This is a genomic window from Shewanella sp. QJM3NY_23, assembly GCF_056173105.1.
Window position 1 is genome coordinate 1,436,911 of sequence record NZ_CM149657.1, and the last position, 19,384, is coordinate 1,456,294.

The following is a 19,384-nucleotide window of genomic DNA, read 5'->3' on the forward strand; positions in this document are numbered from 1 at the left end:
AAGGATACAGATTCATGATGATCAATAAAGTCATTGGTATTGCGCTTATTCTTGTTGGCGTCGCGTTGGCAGTGTGGGGTTATAACATTTATGATTCGGCAAGCTCGCAGATCAGCCGAGCGTTCAGCGGCGATACCCCACTAGAAGCGTGGGCAGGTATGGTGGGCGGCGGGTTATGCGTCTTTGTCGGATTATTAAAGGTAAAATAATCCCTGACAGCTGGTAGATTAAAGCCTGTTTTAGGCCCTGTTTTAGGCTTTGTTGTCTGATAACCAAAACTCAAAAAGCCGACTTTTAACTAGTCGGCTTTTTAGTTTACGACTTTTTATTCAGCCGTTTAAGCGAGTTTAACCACCATCTTACCGCGGTTTTTACCTTCGAACAGGCCGATAAATGCCGCAGGGGCTTGCTCGATACCTTCATAGATAGTTTGCTCGGCTTTCACTTGGCCATTAGCTAACCATTGACCCATCTGCTGGGTAAACTCTGGATAATGTTCCCAGTGCTCAAATACGATAAAGCCCTGAATTTTTAGCTTTTTCATAATAATATAAGCAAGGTTACTCGGCCCAGGTGTTGGCGCGGTATCATTGTACTGGGCAATCATGCCACACACGGCGATACGGCCATGATCGTTCATATTATCCAGCGCTGCGGCTAAGTGCTCACCACCGACATTTTCAAAATACACATCGACACCTTGAGGCGCAGCGGCGCGCAGTGCGGCGCTTAAGTCGGTTGTGGTTTTGTAATTAATCACCTGCTCAACGCCCATGGCTTTGAGGCTCGCGGCTTTTTCGTCAGATCCCACAGAGGCGACTACTTTGGCCCCCATTAACAAACCGAGTTGACAAGCCACGCTACCCACAGCGCCAGAAGCGGCCGATACAAACAGGGTTTCACCTGCTTTGAGCTCGGCGATACGGTTTAAACCTGTCCATGCTGTCATGCCTGGCATGCCTAACACGCCAAGAAAGTGAGACTCACATAAGGGAGTTTCAGGTAAAACAGTGTGATCGCTGCCGTCGGTGACATAGTGAGTACGCCAACCATTCATGCTGCTCACTTTGCTGCCAACAGGGAAGTCGGCGTGCTTTGACGCTATGACTTCGCCGATGGCACCACCTTCAAGCACTTCGCCTAAGGCGAACGGTGCGATATAACTTTCTCTGTCAATCATGCGGCCGCGCATGTATGGGTCAACTGACATCCACAGGTTTTTGACTAAAAACTGACCTTGCTGTAACTCAGGTAGGGTGACTTGAGTTAAGGCGAAATTGGCTGCCGTTGGCATACCCTCTGGGCGAGATTGGAGTAAAATGTGTTGTGCTTGCATGAAAATCCTCATTTTGCTTTGTGCGCTAACTAATTGTGGTAAACTCTACTCTCAAAGCCTGAGTAATGCAAATGCTTTGCGCGCAAACTAAATATCGGTGTTAACAGAAACCCATATAAAGTTTGCTATTGTAGGCATGCATTTATACCGTTTTATGGGTATAGAATACCTAAAATGAATGGGTTGAGTTTTTCTGGCGCATTTTGATCCTCCATTTTTATAATTACTTTTTCAGTGAATAACGAGTTTAAGGGCAACCCAGTGGCGAGCAAATCAGTGACAAGCACATCAGATAACCTATCCCCTAACGCTGCTGAGAACACTGCAATGGCAACGACCTCAACAGTGAAACCTGCATTGTCAGATAATGTCTGTTTTGCCTTATATACTGCCGCGAACGCCCTAGTGCGGGCCTATCGCCCACTGCTAGAACAGTGTGATTTAACTTATCCTCAATACTTAGTAATGCAAGCATTGTGGTTACACGATGGCGCCAGTTTGACGGATCTTTCTCAATCGACACGCCTCGATTTAGGCACCTTGACCCCCATAGTTAAGCGTCTTGAAGGTAAGGGATTGGTGGCGCGGACGATCGACAGTCGCGACGAGCGTAAAAAAGTGATTAATGTGACATTAGCGGGCGCGGCGTTGAAACAAGCTGCCTTGGCGTTAACGCAGCAATTATTGGATAAGGTGAGCATTTCAGGTGCCAAGCTCGATGAAATGCGCGATCTGTGCCTCACATTGACGGCGGAGCTCAATCAGTAACGGGCACGCTGGCGATTTACTGAAATACAGTGTTTTCTTCAGCGGCCAGTGATATTGGATAATACCTAGTCATTAAGTTACTCATTTTTGTATAATCATTATCAATTTATTGCTTGCTTAATATGAGCAATCGGCTTGTTAGTGTTTTCCTCTTTTTGGCCTGAGATGTGATTTAAATCGCGTGAACACCATCATTGGCAGGCCTCTTTCATCGCTTTTTTTGTGGGACACATGTAATGCAAAATCATTCAGAACTGCTCGATATTGGCATGATAGGCTTAGGTGTGATGGGAAAAAACCTCGCACTTAATATTGCCGACAACCACTATCGTGTGGCTGCGTTCGATCTAGATAATGACAAAGTTAATGGCTTACTGGCACAAGAACAACAAGAGCGCTTAGCCGGCCAGCCTCAGCGTATTAAAGGCTGTAATAATCTTTCTGAAATGTTATCCAATCTCACTAAACCCCGTATTGTGGTGTTATCTGTACCTGCCGGGGAGCCTGTCGATGGCGTCTGCGGTGCCCTGATTGATGCGGGCATTGAAGCCGATGATATTGTCATTGATACCGGTAACAGCCTATGGACCGATACCGTCGCCCGTGAAGCCCATTATGCGGGTCAATTTATCTTTTTTAGCTGCGCTGTGTCGGGTGGTGAAATGGGTGCACGTTTTGGTCCATCATTGATGCCTAGTGGTGATATCAATGCCTGGGAGCATATTAAACCCATTTGGCAAGCGATAGCCGCTAAAGTGGATGCGGCAACGGGCTTACCGATTGAACGACAAGAGCCAGGTAACCCGGTGACAGAGGGAGAGCCCTGTACCACCTATATTGGCCCTGCTGGCGCAGGGCATTATGTCAAAATGGTACATAACGGTATCGAATATGCCGATATGCAGCTGATCTGTGAAGCTTATCAGTTGCTGTCAGATACCTGTGGCATGAGTGCCTTAGAGGTGAGTGAGGTTTTTTCGCGTTGGAACCAAGGCAGCCTCAATAGCTATTTGATGGAGATAAGTGCCGAGGTGCTGGCTCAGGTCGATCCTTTAACAGACAAGCCATTAGTGGAGATGATCCTCGATAAAGCAGGACAAAAGGGCACCGGCTTGTGGACCGCGGTAAGCAGTTTACAGGTGGGTACTCCCGCGCCAACTATTGCAGAAGCTGTTTATGCCCGCGCAATGAGCACTCAAAAAACACAGCGTCAACAATTAAGCCAGTGCCTAGCGGGGCCAAGCAAGGCTGCGCTTATCGGCAGTGAGCGGACGACGTTTATCGAACAGTTAGAAAACGCCTTATATTGCGCCAAGATTGCTTGTTATGCCCAAGGGTTTCAGTTGATGGCGATGATGGCTACCGAGAGAGGTTGGCAATTGGACTTTGCCGAAATTGCTAAGATATGGCGCGCTGGCTGTATTATTCGTGCTAAGTTTTTACAGTCGATCAGTGAGGCTTATCAAGCCGCGCAAACACAAGGGGTGGAACTGAGCAACTTGTTGATGGCCGAGAGCTTTAGTGCAGCATTGTCAACCAAGCAGCTCGATTGGCGCAGGGCGGTGGCCCAAGCCGTGTTAAGCGGTGTGCCTGTACCCTGTATCGGCTCGGCATTGGCATATTATGACAGTTATCGTTGTGACACCTTGCCTGCTAACCTATTACAAGGTCAACGTGACTTCTTCGGTGCCCATAGTTTTGAGCGAGTTGATACTCCAGTAGGGGAAAAATATCACCTTAATTGGAGCCACAAGCCACGTACGTTAGTGAAGTTATAGCCAATAGTTATGACATCTAACCGTTGAGATATGGATAAGCAAAAGGCCACGGGTTCCCCTGTGGCCTTTGCCGTTGTGATAGCGCTGATACGATTATCTATCCGCCGCAAGTGCCGCTGGCGTAACAGCTGGGTTTACGTGGGCAGGTTGAGCCCCGCGAGCAGATCAATCTGGCTTCGTTGTCTATGCCGCGCTCAATCCAATTGATGTTAAGTATTCTCGCCACGCGCTTAATATCCGTTTTAATGCTGGTGGGCAGGTGAGCTGAGCCGCCGTTATCGACACAGACCTGTTTCAGCTCATGGGCGATAGCTTGTGCATCGCCGCCCTGAGCTTCGATGGCGGGGTTGAGGTCAATACCGGCGCATAGCACATGGGGCGTGCCAGCCAGATCGTTAACCCTAATCGATTCACAGCAGTAAATTTTTGGCTCTTGAGCCACATCTAAAATCGAGATCTGTGCCGAAGACCCCGTCGAAGTGGCATTGATCATTCTAAATACCGCCCAGTGCTGGCAGGGATCTTCAACTTGGCGCATATTGCCCCAAGGTAGCGGAATACCATTGCCTCGGTAGACGGCTTTGAGTTTTCCTGGTGAGTAGGCATCAAAATAGTGCCAATGGCTATAAGGTGACACGGCCGTCATGCGGCGCATCGCCACCGAAGCCGACACTCCAACACGTTTAGCCACATCAATTTCGTAACCGTGTCTGTCGAGCAATTGCCTAAAGGGCACTTTGGGACAGAGCAGGGCGCCAGCAAAAAAACTCGACTCAAAATCACGCCAAGCATGCAAAATATCTTGTGCATCGACAGTGGAGGATTGCGGCGCGGTAAAGCTGTCTTCACTTAGGCTAGTGCCGTGGCTTCGACCCGCGACCATAATGCTTTTTAAGCCATCTTTGTTGTGTAAAACACAATGGCCTATGTGGACGGCTAAATCGTATTTGAGTCGATTAGTGTGATTGTTGAGTAATTTGTTGAGGCACAGCTTATTGGGCATTTCAAAATAAGAGGTGATGATGTGCTGATCGCTAGCGCCCGCTTCAAGGCGGATTTGTTTAGGGGCGCGAGTAAACCATTTTACTGTTAATCCCAACTTGGCGACAATTTCCAGCAGATCATCTAGGCTGAGCGGCATGCGTTTTAAGCCCACTTCTTCAGCGGCGCGCTCAAGATCAGGAAAGTGATTTTGGTGATGTTCCTGATGAGCGCGAATTAACAGGTGGGCAAATTGGCGGCCGCTGATGCCGGTTTGTGACAACATCTCAGGGATGGCAATTTGTAAAATTTCATTGGAAAACAAAAAGCTTGGTTCTAACGCCATACCACTGATACCGCCGCGAGAACCTTTAACTGGGGTGATGGCTTGTTGCTCGGGCGCATCGTCAAGAAACCAGTCGACCTCTTTTTGAAACACCGCCGCTATCACAGCTAACATGCCGGCGCTAGGCACACGTTTGCCTCGTTCTATCATCGACAGATAGGAGACCGAGGGCGCCGAATCGGCATCCACACGGATACAGCGGGCGGACAAATCTTCCATAGTAAGGTTGTTACGTTTTCTGAGGTTCCGGATTTTGGTTCCTAAAAAATGCGACTTTCTCATTAAGCTTGTGTTGTTTTTCATTTTGTAAAATTCACATTGTGAAATTTCTATTGTGAAATTGTAAAGAAAAAAAGACTAGACTACAAATCAAGCAATCGAGAAAAGTGTAATTGCAGTGTATTTCGGCAAAGTCGATACCCATTAGTCAGTCAGCTTTGAGATGCCCCAAACGCGATAAACGTGCCAAATTATATACGAGGATGAAGCTATGAATATTCACACACAGCAATCTAATCTTATCGACCACAGTATTTACAACTTCATCAAGCAGGTAATGCCTATGACACATGCAAACGCAAACACCGCCTTAGAGCAGCACAGCGACAGTGAAGCGACAGCCTATGCCAAGCAAGTGCTGGATCAACACTTTCCGTTGAGTAATGGGTCGCATCAGGATGTATGCAGTTATGTGATTTATTATAAGCAGTTATTGGCATTCTTTGCCGACGGTAGTCAAAGTGGGTTGGCAGAACCTAAACAGTTTGTCGCGTTAACAGGGCATAAATGTGAGCCGACGTCATTAGTACTGAAAAACAATGGCTTTCACGTTGAAGTGTCAATCAATCGTCGTGGTGAATATGGCTGTAATGACTTAGCAGGGATTGACGATGTGCAAGTTGAAGCGACATTAATGACCATAGTTAACAGTCAACAGGCGCCATCACAGCGCAGTTGGACGAGTTTAGTTAGCGGACAGGCGGGAAGTCGCAATAAGCAATTCACCTCGAAAGATGGTACCGAATACGAGGTGTAAAGAGTGATAATTTGGGGTTATCGCTAAATTTATCTACCGAATAATATTAATAAGGCCAGTGAACTCACTGGCCTTATTAATGTGTTGTGACTTGTATACTGTAGCGGTGTCATATCAACTTTGGTGGATCATACCAAGCTAAACGCTAAGCCTAGACTGAATAATGCACTAAAAATAATCGTTAATTTGGCCGTTTTGCCCAATAAGGGGTTTAAGGCTTCTCCGGATGTTTGGCTAAATTCACTGTTGAGTTTACGCGCCAAAATCAGCGATAGACCGCCCAATAGCACTGGTAAACCAGGTAATAAACCCAGAAAAAAACCGCCGATAATCAGCGCAAAAGGCAGATAAACCAATGCTTGGTAGAGCACCCGCGCTTGACCTTCACCAATTTTGACCGCCAAGGTTAATTTACCCGCTTTAGCATCGGTTGGAATATCTCGGGTGTTATTCACTAACATGATGGCCGCATTAAACAGGCCTATGGCACTGCCAAGCAACCAGGCTGCGGTGTTGGTTGTGCCAGCCTGCAGATAGAAGCTACCCACGACAGCCACTAAACCAAAAAAGATAAACGCCGCCACTTCACCCAATGCATGAGACGCCAATGGATAGGGACCGCCGCTATAACCGAGGGCTCCTAAAATTGACAAGACCGCTAATAGCGCGATGGGCCAGCCACCATGATAAATGAGTATTGAGCCAACCATTAAAGCCAGAGCCAGACAGACTAACATGGCATTGCGCACTTTTTCTGGCGCCAGTAAGCCGCTCTGTGTTACCCGTACTGGGCCTAAGCGTTCATGGGTGTCGATACCGCTTTTAAAGTCAAAGTAGTCGTTAGCTAAGTTAACTGCCACTTGCAGTAAAACCCCACATAACATGGAGATAGCGGCGATGAACCAGCTGAATTGTGCTAGGTTGATCGCTAAAATGTTGCCTACTAATAAAGGGCCAATAGCTGCAGGAAGAGTGCGTGGGCGTGTCGCCAGGATCCAAGGATTCATTGTCGTGTTAGTACTTATTTAGCCGAATAGGGGTGGGAGCGATACTCGCTCGAGACTGTCAATCAATAGCATAGCAAAAAACAATGACGCCTTGCAGTGCTTGCATTAGCGTTATGTGAACTGCTTCGTTCTATTTTTATCAAAAACGGCCATTATCATTTTATTTGTCGGGCAAATAACTTTGTTGTTATTAATTTGTAAAATTAAATCGTCAAACTTTGAACGAGCGCACAATGCCTTGCCGATCCTGACTCATATTTGTCGGTGGCCTCAAAGAATATCACCATCATATATGCTGTCATAGGACTCTAGTGTAAGGTCGGTTAATGGCCAAATTAACTATTATCTAATTAATTAATATAAGATTATTTAGTTGCAATAGTTTGATGTAGGGAAGCATCAACAAGGCAATGACATAAGGAAAATGGCTAATGCGTTTTGATGAACAGGTGGCAGTTATCACTGGAGCCGGAGCGGGCTTAGGGCGAGCTTATGCCATTGCCCTTGCTGAGCGAGGTGCGCATGTCGCGCTTATTGATGCTGGTATTGCCGATCCTAAAGCTGTGCTTACTCAAGACACTGGCCTAGTCAAAACAGCGCAAACCTTAACTGAGCTAGGCGCGCAGACCTTGAGCTTTAAGCTAGATGTGCGTGATAGTGTGGGTTTAAATGATGCGGTTAAGGCAATTCTTGCTCGCTGGGGCCATATTGATATTGTCATTAATAATGCCAGTATTCATCGTCCCTGTGCGTTTGAGGATCTTTCTTATGCCCAGTGGCAGCAACAACTCGACATCGATGTCAATGGCAGTTTTATGCTAACCAAGTTAGTGTGGCCTGAAATGAAACGCCAAGGTTATGGGCGCATACTCATGAGCTGTGGTGCCAGCGCCTTATATGGCGATCGACATGAAAGCTGTTTTTCCACCAGTAAGATGGCATTAATTGGCTTAGTTAATAGCCTGGCGATTGAAGGTATTGATAGCAATATCTGTGTTAATTCGATTACCCCCCACGCATTGACCCAAATGACCGAACATCATTTGTCACCATTAGTTAAGCCACTATTTTCGACCTCATCGGTGAATGCGGTCATGTTATTTTTAACGTCGACTTTAGCGCCCACTGGGCAGCATTTGTTGGTCGCTGCAGGTAGTGTGAGTCACGGCAAGTTTACCGAATCTCAACACATGCGCATTACCGATGCTGAGTGCAATCCAAATGTTATACATGCCCATTGGCATGAGCTTAAGCAAGCGCGTCCTTATCGAGTTCATCCCAGTGGCGAAGCTCAGGTCACTGCATGGGCTAAAAGAAGTGCAGGTGAGCATCATATTGTGATTGAGTAATTGACCGCGTAATTAAAAGCCTTCCGCTCCTGCTAGCCCCTAGTCATACGAACGTCTTCTAAGGTAAGCTTGTCGTCTAATTTAGGTAGATATTGTCGGTAAGGTGTAATGAGTCAAGTATTAGATGATCTGTTATCGCTGCTGTCGCTTGAGCAGATAGAGGTTGGCCTTTATCGAGGCCAGAGCCAAGATTTAGGCTTCGGTCACGTATTTGGTGGACAAGTGATGGGCCAAGCCTTAAGCGCGGCGGCGCAAACCGTTGACCCTTTAAGGCAAGTTCATTCATTTCACTCTTATTTCTTACGCGCCGGCGATGAAAAACAGCCAATAGTGTACGATGTCGAAGTGGTTCGTGACGGTGGCAGCTTTAGTGCGCGAAAAGTGAAAGCAATTCAAAAAGGGCGGCCGATTTTTTACATGACCTGCTCGTTTCAAGCTCATGAGCAAGGTTTTGAACACCAGAGCCAGATGCCAAATGTGCCCGGACCTGAAGGATTAATGAACCAGCAAGAACTGGCGATGACACTGCGCGACAAAGTCCCAGCGCGTGTGCTTGAAAAGTTTATGGCCGATTCCCCGCTAGAGATGCGTTTAGTGAACCCCAGCAGCCCGGTAGCGCCAGCGGCATCAGATCCTAAGCGTTATGTGTGGATCCGCGCCAACGGCAGTGTGCCCAATGATCTGTCGGTGCATGAATATCTACTGGCCTATGCTTCGGATTTTAATTTTTTGGTCACTGCAGCGCAGCCCCATGGGGTGTCATTTTTAACCCCAGGTATGCGTATGGCCACGATAGATCATGCCATGTGGTTTCACCGTCCTTTAGATTTAAGTCAGTGGTTGCTTTACAGCATCGATAGCCCAAATGCGTCGGGTGGTCGAGGGTTTGTCAGAGGTGAGTTTTACAGTGAAGATGGCACCTTAGTGGCATCTGCCACCCAAGAAGGTTTAATTCGTTTAACGCAGCGATGAGCTTTAATGGAATAAGTTGCGGCGAGCAAACCTGAGTGTATGTGGCTTTAGTGGCGTAGTTTGAGATAGTTTTTGGTGAGTTAATGGGATGCACATGATGAAAGTTAAAGTAAAAGGGTTTATTACGCTGTTTTGTTTATTGTTGCTTAGTGCTTGCGTTACTGTTCAGCCCGAGCCGCCTGTGATTGTTAATGGGGCAGCAGGTTATTTAGAGCGTATAGCCTTACCTCAAGGCAGTGCTATTACCATTGCTGTTATCGATCTTGATACACCTGGGGTTATTGTGGCGCAGAAATCGTTTAATATTGCGAAGGTGCCAGTGCCATTTAAATTCACCTTTGCCGCAGAGACTATCGACAGCAGCATTAATTATGGGGTCGTTGCGATGATCCGCTATAACGGTATGGTGATTTTTCAAACGTACGATAAGTTTCCGGTGATCAATAATGGTAAATACACAACGGAAGTGATTATGAAGCCTGTTAGTGGTCGTTAAGTCACGCTAGGCGTGTAGCCTGAACATACAATTTAAGTCAAAAGGAGCTTCGGCTCCTTTTTCATGTGTGCTGTTAAAGGGGGATATCAGCCTTTATTAAAATAGAGGCATCGTGGCTTATCTCTGCGCTTTGGGTATTTGTTCTCATCTTCTCTTCTCTTCTTTTCTCGTATCGATTATGACTCAGCAGGGTATAGCACTTGTTAAATAAAAGTGGGTTTAACTTTGTGGCGCTAAGTGCTCCTAAGTAAGCTCAGTAAGATGTGACTTAGCCATTAATTTGACTTAAGTCACTTATTAGAAAGGGGCATTATCAATATTAGTTTTCTTGGTGTGATCCGCGTCACCGATATGCGCCTGCAATGGTGGCGTTATTTGTTTTGTTGATATAGATCAATATGTAGCAAAGGGGGAGCTGGCAGGATGGCTGCAAATGTAAGCAAATTGCTAATAACAATCTCAATACACAATTGTATTAATGGAGTAGTATGATGAAAAAATCTCTCGTTTCAGGTCTTGTCGCTGCCACCCTACTCGCTGGCGGATTTAGCGCTGCGGTTTCAGCTCACCAAGCTGGTGATATTATTGTTCGCGCTGGTGCGGTGATGGTTGCACCAAATGAATCTAGTCAAGATGTGGCAGGTTTTGGCGAATTCAAAGTAGATGATAACACTCAGTTAGGCCTAAACTTTGGTTACATGCTAACCGATAATATTGGGGTTGAGTTGTTAGCGGCAACACCATTTAGTCACGATGTTTCTTTAGATGGTGTCGGCAAAATTGCAGAGACTAAACATCTTCCACCAACTTTAGTCGCACAGTACTATTTTGGTTCGGCTCAATCAAAGTTACGTCCATATATTGGTGCAGGTGTTAACTTTACTAATTTCTTCGACAATGATTTTACCAATGATTTGGATGGTGCTTTGACTGATCTAAGCATCAGTAACTCATGGGGCTTAGCAGCTCAGGTAGGTCTTGATTATCAAGTGAATAAAAACTGGCTGGTAAACGCCTCTGTTTGGTATGCACAAATTAGCACTGATGTTAAATTCAATCTAGGTGATGCTCCTGTGACGATTGAAACAGATATCGACCCATGGGTTTATATGGTCAGTGTGGGTTACACTTTCTAAGCGCCATTAATACTGGTGTATCTTAGTTAGCGAAAAGGCAGCCAAGTGGCTGCCTTTTTCGTATCTTAAGTCTTAAGTTTGGTAGTTTAAATGTAGTCGCTAAGTTTGTAGTAGCTAAGTTATGGCATCAAGGTCACAACACCATAGCGGCAATCCAGCCGAAGATCAGCAACGGAATATTATAGTGGATGAAGGTTGGGATCACGCTGTCGCGAATATGGTCGTGTTGACCGTCGGCATTAAGACCCGCAGTCGGGCCTAGGGTTGAGTCTGAGGCTGGTGAACCTGCATCGCCCAATGCTGCAGCTGTGCCGACTAGTGCAATCGTTGCGGCAACCGAAAAACCAAAGCTCATGGCCAGTGGCACATAAATCGTGGCGATGATAGGGATGGTTGAAAATGATGAACCAATGCCCATGGTGATCAACAAGCCAACCACTAACATTAAGAAAGCCGCTAACGCCTTATTATCGCCAATCAGGTAAGAGAGTGATTCAACTAAGGTACTGACATCACCAGTCTCTTTGACCACCGCGGCGAACCCAGCAGCCGATATCATGATAAAGCCTATGTTGGCCATCATGCGCACGCCTTGATTAAAGATATCTTGGTCGGCAACATGCTTAAGCGCCCCTGAAAAACTGAAGATGATAAAGCCAACAAGTGCGCCAAAAATCATCGAGCCAGTGTAGAGTTGCACCAGTAGTGTGGCCAATATGGCGCTAAGGGCAATCAAAATATTGCGGCGATTAATGTTGGCTTCTGGCTCGGCAACTAACGCTGTTGCTTGTTGATATTCACGAGGCTTACGGTAGCTAATAAATGTGGCGACTAACAGGCCGACAATCATCCCAAGCGCGGGTATCAACATAGCCGTTGGGATCTGTTCGCGCACGGCATCAAGATTATTGCTATTAAGGTTAGACAGCAAAATATCGTTGAGGAAGATGCCGCCAAAGCCAATGGGTAAGATCATATAAGTGGTGACCAAACCAAAGGTGAGTACACACGCTACTAAACGGCGATCTAGACGTAATTTAGACATGACATGTAGCAATGGCGGGATCAATATGGGAATAAAGGCGATATGGATAGGCAAAATATTTTGCGAAGAAACGGCCATTGCCAATAGGGCAAGCAGCAGTAACCAGCGCACGCGATTGATGTTACGACTATTTTGTTCTTTACCCAGCTGGGCTATCACTTTTGTTGAAATTAACGTCGTTAGACCCGAGTGAGAAAGGGCGACGGCAAATGCGCCTAATAAGGCATAGCTGAGTGCGATTTGAGCACCACCACCGAGTCCGGTATTAAATGCATCGACCGTATGCTGTAAATCCATGCCACCCACTAAGCCTGCTACGAGCGCACTGATGGTGAGCGCGATAACGACGTGAACTCTTGCAAGGCTGAGCCCCAGCATCAAGCAAACTGCAATAACAACTGCATTCATATATTTTTCTGGCTTATTGTGGTTTGAGAGGGGGCTATTTTCGACCGCAAGCGTGCTATTTGTCCAGCCGAACGGCATTTTATCTGTAAAAAAAGCACAGATGTAACGTAACTGTATCTAGCTTTACTGCATAAGTGTGAACCCTTGGTGGGCAGTGGTGTTGAGCTCGAACAGTTATTGGGCAACTAAAATCAAATTGTTCAAAAAAAGTGACAATGATCCCAAATAGCTTGTGTCCCGCTGTCGACTGCCTATAATGCTTTTTAGTTCATAGTTATAAAGCTTTTTTCAATCCATAGATGGAGATATAAAATGAGTGTATTAGTAGGCCGTCCGGCTCCTGATTTTACTGCTGCAGCGGTTCTTGGTAATGGCGAAATCGTAGATAGCTTTAACCTAAGCGAAGCGATCAAAGGTAAGACAGCTGTAGTATTCTTCTACCCACTTGATTTCACTTTCGTTTGTCCATCTGAACTGATCGCTTTCGATCACCGTATGGATGAGTTCAAGAAGCGTGGCGTAGAAGTTATCGGTGTTTCTATCGATTCTCAGTTTACTCACAATGCATGGCGTAACACCCCAGTTGACAAAGGTGGTATTGGTCAAGTTCAATACACACTTGTTGCCGACGTTAAGCACGAAATCTGTAAAGCATATGATGTTGAGCATCCAGAAGCTGGTGTGGCTTTCCGTGGTTCTTTCCTTATCGACAAAGAAGGCCAAGTTCGTCACCAAGTGGTTAATGACCTTCCACTAGGTCGTAACGTAGACGAAATGATCCGTATGGTTGACGCGCTTCAGTTCCATGAAGAGCACGGTGATGTTTGTCCTGCTGGTTGGGAAAAAGGTGACAAAGGTATGGACGCAAGCCCAGAAGGCGTTGCTTCTTACCTGACCGACAACGCTGACTCGCTATAATCTTGGGATAATAGTGTAAGTCAAAAAAGCCGCGTTGATCGCGGCTTTTGTGTATTTGAAATACCCGTTATGTACGTTTAGTTGGTTAAGGACCAACACTTTACGTAGTGTAAAAATATATTCAAGGAGTGATAAATGAACCCGATGGAGTTTGATATTCCTGAAAAGGATAAACTTCCCTTTAGTCAGTATTACAAGCGCAATATTGTCCCCAAATGCGCGGCCTATGAAAAGAAGCGCATAGAGGCTGTCAAGCAATACAACGAGCGAGCAAAAATCGCTAAACCGTTAGGCAAATTAGTCATGCCTATGTTTCTCGCCGGATTTGGCGCGATGTTTTATAGCTTAGCAGTGCTCGATGACAGCCAACTTTTTACTATAAGTTTCATTTCTACCATAGTGCTATTCTTAATCATCGCTGGTGTTTTCTATTGGGCCTATGGCGAAGCAACTAAGTTAAGCAGGGATATTTTTGCCAAGATTTACCCCATACTCATTGGTTATTTTGGTAAGGAATTTAAACTCAATCCGCCAAATTTGCCAGAGCTAGAAACTTACAAAGATTACGGCATCTTACCTAAATATGATCGCGGCTATTTTCAAGACTCCTTCAAAGGAAGGCATAAAGGTGTGAATTTTGTGCTGCGCGAGCTAGGGCTAGATATCAAAAATGGCACTAATAATGACAATCAAACTCAATATAAAAATATTTTCACAGGTATATTGATTGAATTTGATATCTCTAAACGTTTTTCTGGTATTACCCTGGTTAGCAAAGACAGAGGTATGTTAGGTAATAAACTGGACGCATTTAAAAAGGATTTATCGCGGGTTAGGCTCGAAGATGTGCGCTTTGAACGGGAGTTTGAAGTTTATAGTAGCGATCAGGTTGAAGCACGTTACTTGCTTAATACGGCGACAATGGAGCGGTTACTCTCATTAGCACGTTTTTATAATTCTGAACTGGAAGCTTGCTTTAAAGATGGTAAGTTGTTGATTAAAATAGCGAGTACTCATAATTATTTTCAGTCTAATTTAGATATTCAAAAAGAACTAAGCTTTCAAGATGATATTGAACAACTGTTTAAAGAGCTGGGAGAAGTATTCGCACTGATTGAGACGCTGAAGCTAGAGCAACGAATAGGACTGTAGAACGCCGTTTTAACGGATTAATTACGAAGAGGGGATGCAGCGCAATAGCGCTGCATCCCCTTCGCGTATAACCTTGTCATTGGACGTGTTATCGGTTAACCGTAATTGGCTGAATTAACCTATTTTGACGCTGATGAATCTGCTTGTATTTCATTTGGTTTATCACTAGGTTGCCCATTGGCGTTTTCTGTAGCGCTAAGGGGCCAACCGCCTAATGCTTTCCATTTATTGACTATATGGCAAAAAAGCTCAGCAGTACGCTCAGTGTCATACAGTGCTGAATGTGCTTCTTTATTATCAAAATCAATCCCAGCGATAGCACAAGCCCTAGCGAGTACGGTATGCCCAAGTGCAAGCCCTGACAGCGCTGCGGTATCAAAAGTGGCAAAGGGATGAAACGGTGTGCGTTTTAATCCATTACGTTCAATCGCTTTAGTCACAAAGCCATGATCAAAGGCGGCATTGTGAGCGACTATGATGCTACGGTGGCAGCCGGATGCTTTTTGTGCTTTCTTTACCTCTTTAAATATTTCTAAAAAGGCTTCTTTTTCTGATACTGCACCGCGCAATGGGTTAGATGGATCAATACCGTTAAATGCCAAAGCTTCAGGTTCAAGATTGGCTCCTTCGAACGGCTCAATATGATAATGCAAAGTTTTATCTAGCATTAACTCACCCTGCTCATCCATTTTTAGCATAGTAACTGCAATTTCAAGCAACGCATCGGTCTGGGCATTAAACCCAGCTGTTTCTACATCGATAACCACAGGGAAATAGCCCCGAAAACGGTGGTTGAGTTTATTAGCGTCGCACATATCGCTCATCAAATTATCCAAATAATTAGTCAGTGGCTATTATGAAGTATCTGGCCAGAGCTTGTCATGTTTGATCGGTCAATATATAAGCTAAAGGAATAGTAAAACACGCCGATAGGATTAAGTAACGCAATGAATGAGAGTGATTGTCTATGTTTGCTAGGGTGCTGTTGATTTTAACATTATGGTTGAGCTTGGGGATGTCACTGACAGCTCATGGCGAATTGCGCCATTATGTGGCATCCCTAGAACAGTCACAGTGGCGAATTAGTGATAACACGCCGATAGTTTGTCGACTCGAACATGAAATCCCTTCATACGGTAAGGCCGTATTTACGAGCCATGCTGGTAAGCATCATGATTTGAATTTCACACTGGATATGTGGGTTAAACCAGATGAGGTCACGCACGCAACACTGATGAGTATGGCCCCTGCATGGCGCCCTGGCGTGTTGTCGAAACCGATAACCGATCTCACCTATCAAAAGTACTTTAGCGGTGAAGTGCCTAAGCATGCGGCTTGGTCAATGTTGAATGAATTAGAGCGCGGCATGCAGCCCACATTTTATTATGCCGATTGGTATAATCGTTCCAGTAAAGTGGCAGTAGGCCTTTCAGCTGCCAATTTTGCGCGTAAATATACCGATTTTCGCGCATGTTTAGCCAATCTATTACCTTACAGTTTTGAAGATATCGCTTTCACTGTATTAACCTATGAGTTTGGTGGTAATGAGTTAACTAGGTACTCTAAGGCGCAAATTGCTAAAGTGCAGCAATATCTGTCTTACGATCCTGAGGTAGAGTTAGTACTTATCGATGCCTATACCGATAGCTATGGTGGCCGCTCTATCAACGCCAAGGTATCAGAAACACGGGCTAATTCAGTTAAAGATCTGTTTTTATCGGCAGGTATACCACAAGATCGTATTCATACTGAAGGCCATGGTGAGCGTCGTCATGTGGCATCTAATGACACTATTGAAGAACGTGCGCGTAACCGCCGGGTAGTGATAAGGTTGAGTAAGCCACTATAGATGTAGCGTCTGATATTCAGATAAGCCCAGCTAATGCTGGGTTTTTTATTGCCACAAATTTGTGTAGGCATTATTACAGGCAGAAAATACAGGTAAAAAAAAGCCCACTTAATATAGTTAAGTGGGCCGCAAATAATAAATTGCAATCAACAAATTGAAGGAAGGAAGTCAAGCATAAGAACCAGGGAAAAACTCACGTGAATCACCACACAAGTTTAGAGTTCTTGTTTTCAAATCTACATGGGGTAGACACTTCCTGAAAACGAGGCGAATTATAGGATTAGCCTTTCAAAGCAGCAAGCGAGAAAAATTGCTAGTTTAAATTAGTATTTCTAATGCTTGGCCGCGGTTAATTTTTGCTGAATGCACTAATTTTGTTAGTATTCGATTGATTAAGCATAATCAGTGCATAATTTTACGTTTTGCAATGCTTGTTCATGTTAGTTTTTTATTAACAATCCGCAGTGGTAGCACTGTTGTTGATTATCTTAATATTATTGCGCTGTTTGATTTTACTTGTATAGTACGTGGTTATGAGCTTTTGCTCACAATTTTTATGATAAATAATAACTAGATATCCAGGATGGCAACAGATGAGTCTTAAAACGATTTTATCAAAGCAACACCTTTTGGTAGCGGGGTTTGGGCTGATGCTCATCGGCTGTCAGTATAATGCATCTCAAACTGATGACACGCTAACAACGGCTTCGCCTCAAGGCGTGGTCGAGACCCTTCATGGCGTTCAAGTGGCCGATCCCTATCGTTATCTTGAAGAAGACACTGAAGCAACCCAAGCTTGGGTGAAACAACAGCAACAGGCCGGTCATGATTATCTGGCTCAACTCGAAAATAAACAGGCTATTGTCGAGCGTATTACTGAGCTGTGGAATTATGAAAAAGTGACCGCACCCGCTGAGCATGGCGATTACACCTTCTATTATCGCAACGATGGCCTACAGGCGCAGTCGGTGTTGTATGTTAAAGATAAACAAGGCCAAGAAAAGGTTGCCCTCGATCCTAATGGGTTTTCAACCGATGGTACCGTGGCATTAAGTGGTGTGTCTGTTAGTGGTGATGGTAAAACGATTGCCTATGGTGTGTCCAAATCAGGTTCGGATTGGCAACAGTGGCAATTTATTGATGTGATTAGTGGTAAAAAATTAGTTGATGAGCTCAATTGGATTAAATTTTCTAGTGCACAGTGGGGTAAAGATAACCAAGGAGTGTACTACTCTCGCTATGATGCACCAGCGGGCGGTAACTTACTTGCCGATGTAAACTTTAACCAAAAAGTCTACTACCACAAACTGGGCACAGATCAATCTCAAGATGTGTTGATTTATGATCGCCCACAGAATAAAGATTGGGGCTTTGGTGCCGAAGTCTCGGAGCAGGGCGATTATCTGTTGATCTCAATTTCTCAAGGTACCGACAGTCGCAATCGTTTCTTCTATAAGTCGTTAACCGAACACAATGCCCCTGTGGTTGAATTAATTGTTGAGCTTGAAGCCGAATACAGCTTCTTGGGTAATGATAAGTCAGTCTTTTATTTTAAGACCGATTTAGATGCGCCAAATGGCAAAGTGATTGCGATTGATGTTAATCGCCCAGCTAAAGCCAATTGGAAGACGGTGATTGCTGAATCAAGCGATCCTATCGCGAGCGTGGCCATTATTAATGACCACTTGGTTGTCAGCTACCTGCATGATGTATTAGGTCAACTATCTATTTTCAGCATGGATGGCGTTAAACGCCAAGATGTAGATTTACCCGGTAAAGGTAAAATTGCTGGCCCTTATGGTAAGCGTAACAAAGACTATTTCTATTACACTTTTAATAGTTATGTGCAGCCACAGACCACTTACAAGTTTGATTTTAAAACGGGTCAATCTAGCCTGTACGCTAAACCCAAAGTCTCATTTAATCCAGATGACTATGTGTCAGAACAAGTGTTTTACAGCAGTAAAGATGGCACCCGAGTCCCTATGATGGTCTCTTATAAGAAGGGATTAACACTTGATGGTAATAACCCAACCTTATTGTATGCCTATGGTGGGTTTGCCATTTCGTTAACCCCGCGCTTTAGTTCAGCCAATATTGCGTGGATGGATATGGGCGGTATTTATGCTGTGCCTAATCTTCGTGGTGGTGCCGAATACGGTGAAAGCTGGCATCAAGCGGGCATGTTTGATAAGAAACAAAATGTGTTTGACGATTACTATGCAGCAGCGCAGTACCTCATCGACAACCATTACACTAACAGCAGTAAATTAGGCGCTTATGGTCGCAGTAACGGTGGCTTGTTGATGGGAGCAGCATTAACTCAACGCCCTGATCTGTTTGCCGCTGTGCTACCTGCAGTCGGCGTATTAGATATGCTGAGATTCCACAAGTTTACTATCGGTTGGGCGTGAGCCAGTGAATATGGTTCTGCCGATGTGGCTGAGCAGTTCCCTGCGCTACTTGCTTATTCGCCTTACCATAATATTACAGAGCGTGAATATCCGGCTACCATGGTAATGACAGCCGATCATGACGATCGCGTCGTGCCACTGCATAGCTTCAAATTTGGTGCGTTGCTGCAAGATCGTCAAACTGGCGATGCGCCGATCATCATGCGTATCGAATCGAAAGCCGGTCACGGTGCGGGCAAGCCAACGGCCATGAAGATTGATGAATTTGCTGATATCTACAGTTTTCTATGGCACAGTTTTGGTTTAACCGTGCCAGCTAAGATTGGTGGTTAACTGACTAACCATTAACTCAGTATTAAAAGGGAAGTGAATAACTTCCCTTTTTTATTAACA

Annotated in this window: 16 protein-coding genes and 1 pseudogene; 12 read left to right on the forward strand and 5 right to left on the reverse strand. The window is 45.0% G+C overall.

Annotated features, from left to right (window positions below):
- The first annotated feature begins 17 nt into the window (after window positions 1–17).
- Window positions 18–209: a DUF3185 family protein gene (locus AC0VXX_RS06630; protein WP_475516953.1), complete on the forward strand. Its 192-nt coding sequence runs from the start codon at window positions 18–20 to the stop codon at window positions 207–209.
- Between the two features lie 128 nt (window positions 210–337).
- Here the strand turns inward: AC0VXX_RS06630 and AC0VXX_RS06635 are convergent, their stop codons facing one another.
- Window positions 338–1,336, reverse strand: a complete 999-nt coding sequence (locus AC0VXX_RS06635) for an NADP-dependent oxidoreductase (RefSeq protein WP_475516452.1) — start codon at window positions 1,334–1,336, stop codon at window positions 338–340.
- 327 nt (window positions 1,337–1,663) lie between these two features.
- Here AC0VXX_RS06635 and AC0VXX_RS06640 point away from each other — a divergent pair, with 327 nt between their 5' ends.
- Window positions 1,664–2,104 (forward strand): MarR family winged helix-turn-helix transcriptional regulator, encoded by a 441-nt coding sequence (locus AC0VXX_RS06640; protein ID WP_475516453.1) that lies wholly within the window; start codon window positions 1,664–1,666, stop codon window positions 2,102–2,104.
- Between the two features lie 236 nt (window positions 2,105–2,340).
- The gene (gene gndA, locus AC0VXX_RS06645) at window positions 2,341–3,882 is read left to right on the forward strand and encodes an NADP-dependent phosphogluconate dehydrogenase (RefSeq protein WP_475516454.1); all 1,542 of its coding nucleotides are present in this window, start codon (window positions 2,341–2,343) and stop codon (window positions 3,880–3,882) included.
- 97 nt (window positions 3,883–3,979) lie between these two features.
- Here the strand turns inward: gndA and AC0VXX_RS06650 are convergent, their stop codons facing one another.
- Window positions 3,980–5,512, reverse strand: coding sequence for a DUF3612 domain-containing protein (locus AC0VXX_RS06650; protein ID WP_475516455.1), 1,533 nt, complete (start codon window positions 5,510–5,512; stop codon window positions 3,980–3,982).
- 187 nt (window positions 5,513–5,699) lie between these two features.
- On the opposite strand from AC0VXX_RS06650, the gene AC0VXX_RS06655 reads away from it, so the two are divergent.
- The gene (locus tag AC0VXX_RS06655) at window positions 5,700–6,245 is read left to right on the forward strand and encodes an aldolase/citrate lyase/malate synthase family protein (protein ID WP_475516456.1); all 546 of its coding nucleotides are present in this window, start codon (window positions 5,700–5,702) and stop codon (window positions 6,243–6,245) included.
- Between the two features lie 128 nt (window positions 6,246–6,373).
- Here the strand turns inward: AC0VXX_RS06655 and AC0VXX_RS06660 are convergent, their stop codons facing one another.
- Entirely contained in the window at window positions 6,374–7,252 is an 879-nt protein-coding gene (locus AC0VXX_RS06660) for a 1,4-dihydroxy-2-naphthoate polyprenyltransferase (RefSeq protein WP_475516457.1), read from the reverse strand.
- A 431-nt stretch (window positions 7,253–7,683) separates the two neighbouring features.
- On the opposite strand from AC0VXX_RS06660, the gene AC0VXX_RS06665 reads away from it, so the two are divergent.
- The 4 genes from AC0VXX_RS06665 (at window position 7,684) to ompW (ending at window position 11,205) form a co-directional block, all read left to right on the forward strand.
- Window positions 7,684–8,601 carry an SDR family NAD(P)-dependent oxidoreductase gene (locus tag AC0VXX_RS06665; protein ID WP_475516458.1) on the forward strand — a complete coding sequence of 306 codons (918 nt, stop codon included), beginning with the start codon at window positions 7,684–7,686 and terminating at the stop codon, window positions 8,599–8,601.
- A gap of 108 nt (window positions 8,602–8,709) precedes the next feature.
- Window positions 8,710–9,573, forward strand: coding sequence for an acyl-CoA thioesterase II (tesB, locus tag AC0VXX_RS06670; RefSeq protein WP_475516459.1), 864 nt, complete (start codon window positions 8,710–8,712; stop codon window positions 9,571–9,573).
- A 97-nt stretch (window positions 9,574–9,670) separates the two neighbouring features.
- Window positions 9,671–10,069: a YbaY family lipoprotein gene (locus AC0VXX_RS06675; RefSeq protein ID WP_475516954.1), complete on the forward strand. Its 399-nt coding sequence runs from the start codon at window positions 9,671–9,673 to the stop codon at window positions 10,067–10,069.
- A 488-nt stretch (window positions 10,070–10,557) separates the two neighbouring features.
- Entirely contained in the window at window positions 10,558–11,205 is a 648-nt protein-coding gene (gene ompW, locus AC0VXX_RS06680) for an outer membrane protein OmpW (protein WP_475516460.1), read from the forward strand.
- 133 nt (window positions 11,206–11,338) lie between these two features.
- On the opposite strand, the gene AC0VXX_RS06685 is transcribed toward ompW, so the two are convergent.
- Entirely contained in the window at window positions 11,339–12,658 is a 1,320-nt protein-coding gene (locus AC0VXX_RS06685; RefSeq protein WP_475516461.1) for a Na+/H+ antiporter family protein, read from the reverse strand.
- A gap of 312 nt (window positions 12,659–12,970) precedes the next feature.
- Between AC0VXX_RS06685 and AC0VXX_RS06690 the strand changes: the two genes are divergently transcribed.
- The gene (locus tag AC0VXX_RS06690) at window positions 12,971–13,576 is read left to right on the forward strand and encodes a peroxiredoxin (protein WP_110456216.1); all 606 of its coding nucleotides are present in this window, start codon (window positions 12,971–12,973) and stop codon (window positions 13,574–13,576) included.
- Window positions 13,577–13,720: 144 nt separating this feature from the next.
- On the forward strand, window positions 13,721–14,728 hold the full coding sequence (locus AC0VXX_RS06695) for a DUF3137 domain-containing protein (RefSeq protein WP_475516462.1): 1,008 nt from the start codon (window positions 13,721–13,723) through the stop codon (window positions 14,726–14,728).
- Between the two features lie 119 nt (window positions 14,729–14,847).
- On the opposite strand, the gene rnt is transcribed toward AC0VXX_RS06695, so the two are convergent.
- Complete coding sequence (rnt, locus tag AC0VXX_RS06700; RefSeq protein WP_475516463.1) at window positions 14,848–15,552, reverse strand: ribonuclease T; 705 nt, start codon at window positions 15,550–15,552, stop codon at window positions 14,848–14,850.
- Between the two features lie 191 nt (window positions 15,553–15,743).
- Here rnt and AC0VXX_RS06705 point away from each other — a divergent pair, with 191 nt between their 5' ends.
- Window positions 15,744–16,577, forward strand: a complete 834-nt coding sequence (locus AC0VXX_RS06705; protein WP_475516464.1) for a flagellar protein MotY — start codon at window positions 15,744–15,746, stop codon at window positions 16,575–16,577.
- A gap of 650 nt (window positions 16,578–17,227) precedes the next feature.
- A pseudogene (locus AC0VXX_RS06710) lies at window positions 17,228–19,324 on the forward strand (prolyl oligopeptidase family serine peptidase).
- Window positions 19,325–19,384: the final 60 nt, after the last annotated feature.

Bases quoted from the DNA above. Each gene is read 5' to 3' on its own strand.
- AC0VXX_RS06630 (WP_475516953.1), top strand. From the start codon at position 18: ATGATCAATAAAGTCATTGGTATTGCGCTTATTCTTGTTGGCGTCGCG.
- AC0VXX_RS06635 (WP_475516452.1), bottom strand. From the start codon at position 1,336: ATGCAAGCACAACACATTTTACTCCAATCTCGCCCAGAGGGTATGCCA.
- AC0VXX_RS06640 (WP_475516453.1), top strand. From the start codon at position 1,664: ATGGCAACGACCTCAACAGTGAAACCTGCATTGTCAGATAATGTCTGT.
- gndA (WP_475516454.1), top strand. From the start codon at position 2,341: ATGCAAAATCATTCAGAACTGCTCGATATTGGCATGATAGGCTTAGGT.
- AC0VXX_RS06650 (WP_475516455.1), bottom strand. From the start codon at position 5,512: ATGAAAAACAACACAAGCTTAATGAGAAAGTCGCATTTTTTAGGAACC.
- AC0VXX_RS06655 (WP_475516456.1), top strand. From the start codon at position 5,700: ATGAATATTCACACACAGCAATCTAATCTTATCGACCACAGTATTTAC.
- AC0VXX_RS06660 (WP_475516457.1), bottom strand. From the start codon at position 7,252: ATGAATCCTTGGATCCTGGCGACACGCCCACGCACTCTTCCTGCAGCT.
- AC0VXX_RS06665 (WP_475516458.1), top strand. From the start codon at position 7,684: ATGCGTTTTGATGAACAGGTGGCAGTTATCACTGGAGCCGGAGCGGGC.
- tesB (WP_475516459.1), top strand. From the start codon at position 8,710: ATGAGTCAAGTATTAGATGATCTGTTATCGCTGCTGTCGCTTGAGCAG.
- AC0VXX_RS06675 (WP_475516954.1), top strand. From the start codon at position 9,671: ATGAAAGTTAAAGTAAAAGGGTTTATTACGCTGTTTTGTTTATTGTTG.
- ompW (WP_475516460.1), top strand. From the start codon at position 10,558: ATGATGAAAAAATCTCTCGTTTCAGGTCTTGTCGCTGCCACCCTACTC.
- AC0VXX_RS06685 (WP_475516461.1), bottom strand. From the start codon at position 12,658: ATGAATGCAGTTGTTATTGCAGTTTGCTTGATGCTGGGGCTCAGCCTT.
- AC0VXX_RS06690 (WP_110456216.1), top strand. From the start codon at position 12,971: ATGAGTGTATTAGTAGGCCGTCCGGCTCCTGATTTTACTGCTGCAGCG.
- AC0VXX_RS06695 (WP_475516462.1), top strand. From the start codon at position 13,721: ATGGAGTTTGATATTCCTGAAAAGGATAAACTTCCCTTTAGTCAGTAT.
- rnt (WP_475516463.1), bottom strand. From the start codon at position 15,552: ATGAGCGATATGTGCGACGCTAATAAACTCAACCACCGTTTTCGGGGC.
- AC0VXX_RS06705 (WP_475516464.1), top strand. From the start codon at position 15,744: ATGTCACTGACAGCTCATGGCGAATTGCGCCATTATGTGGCATCCCTA.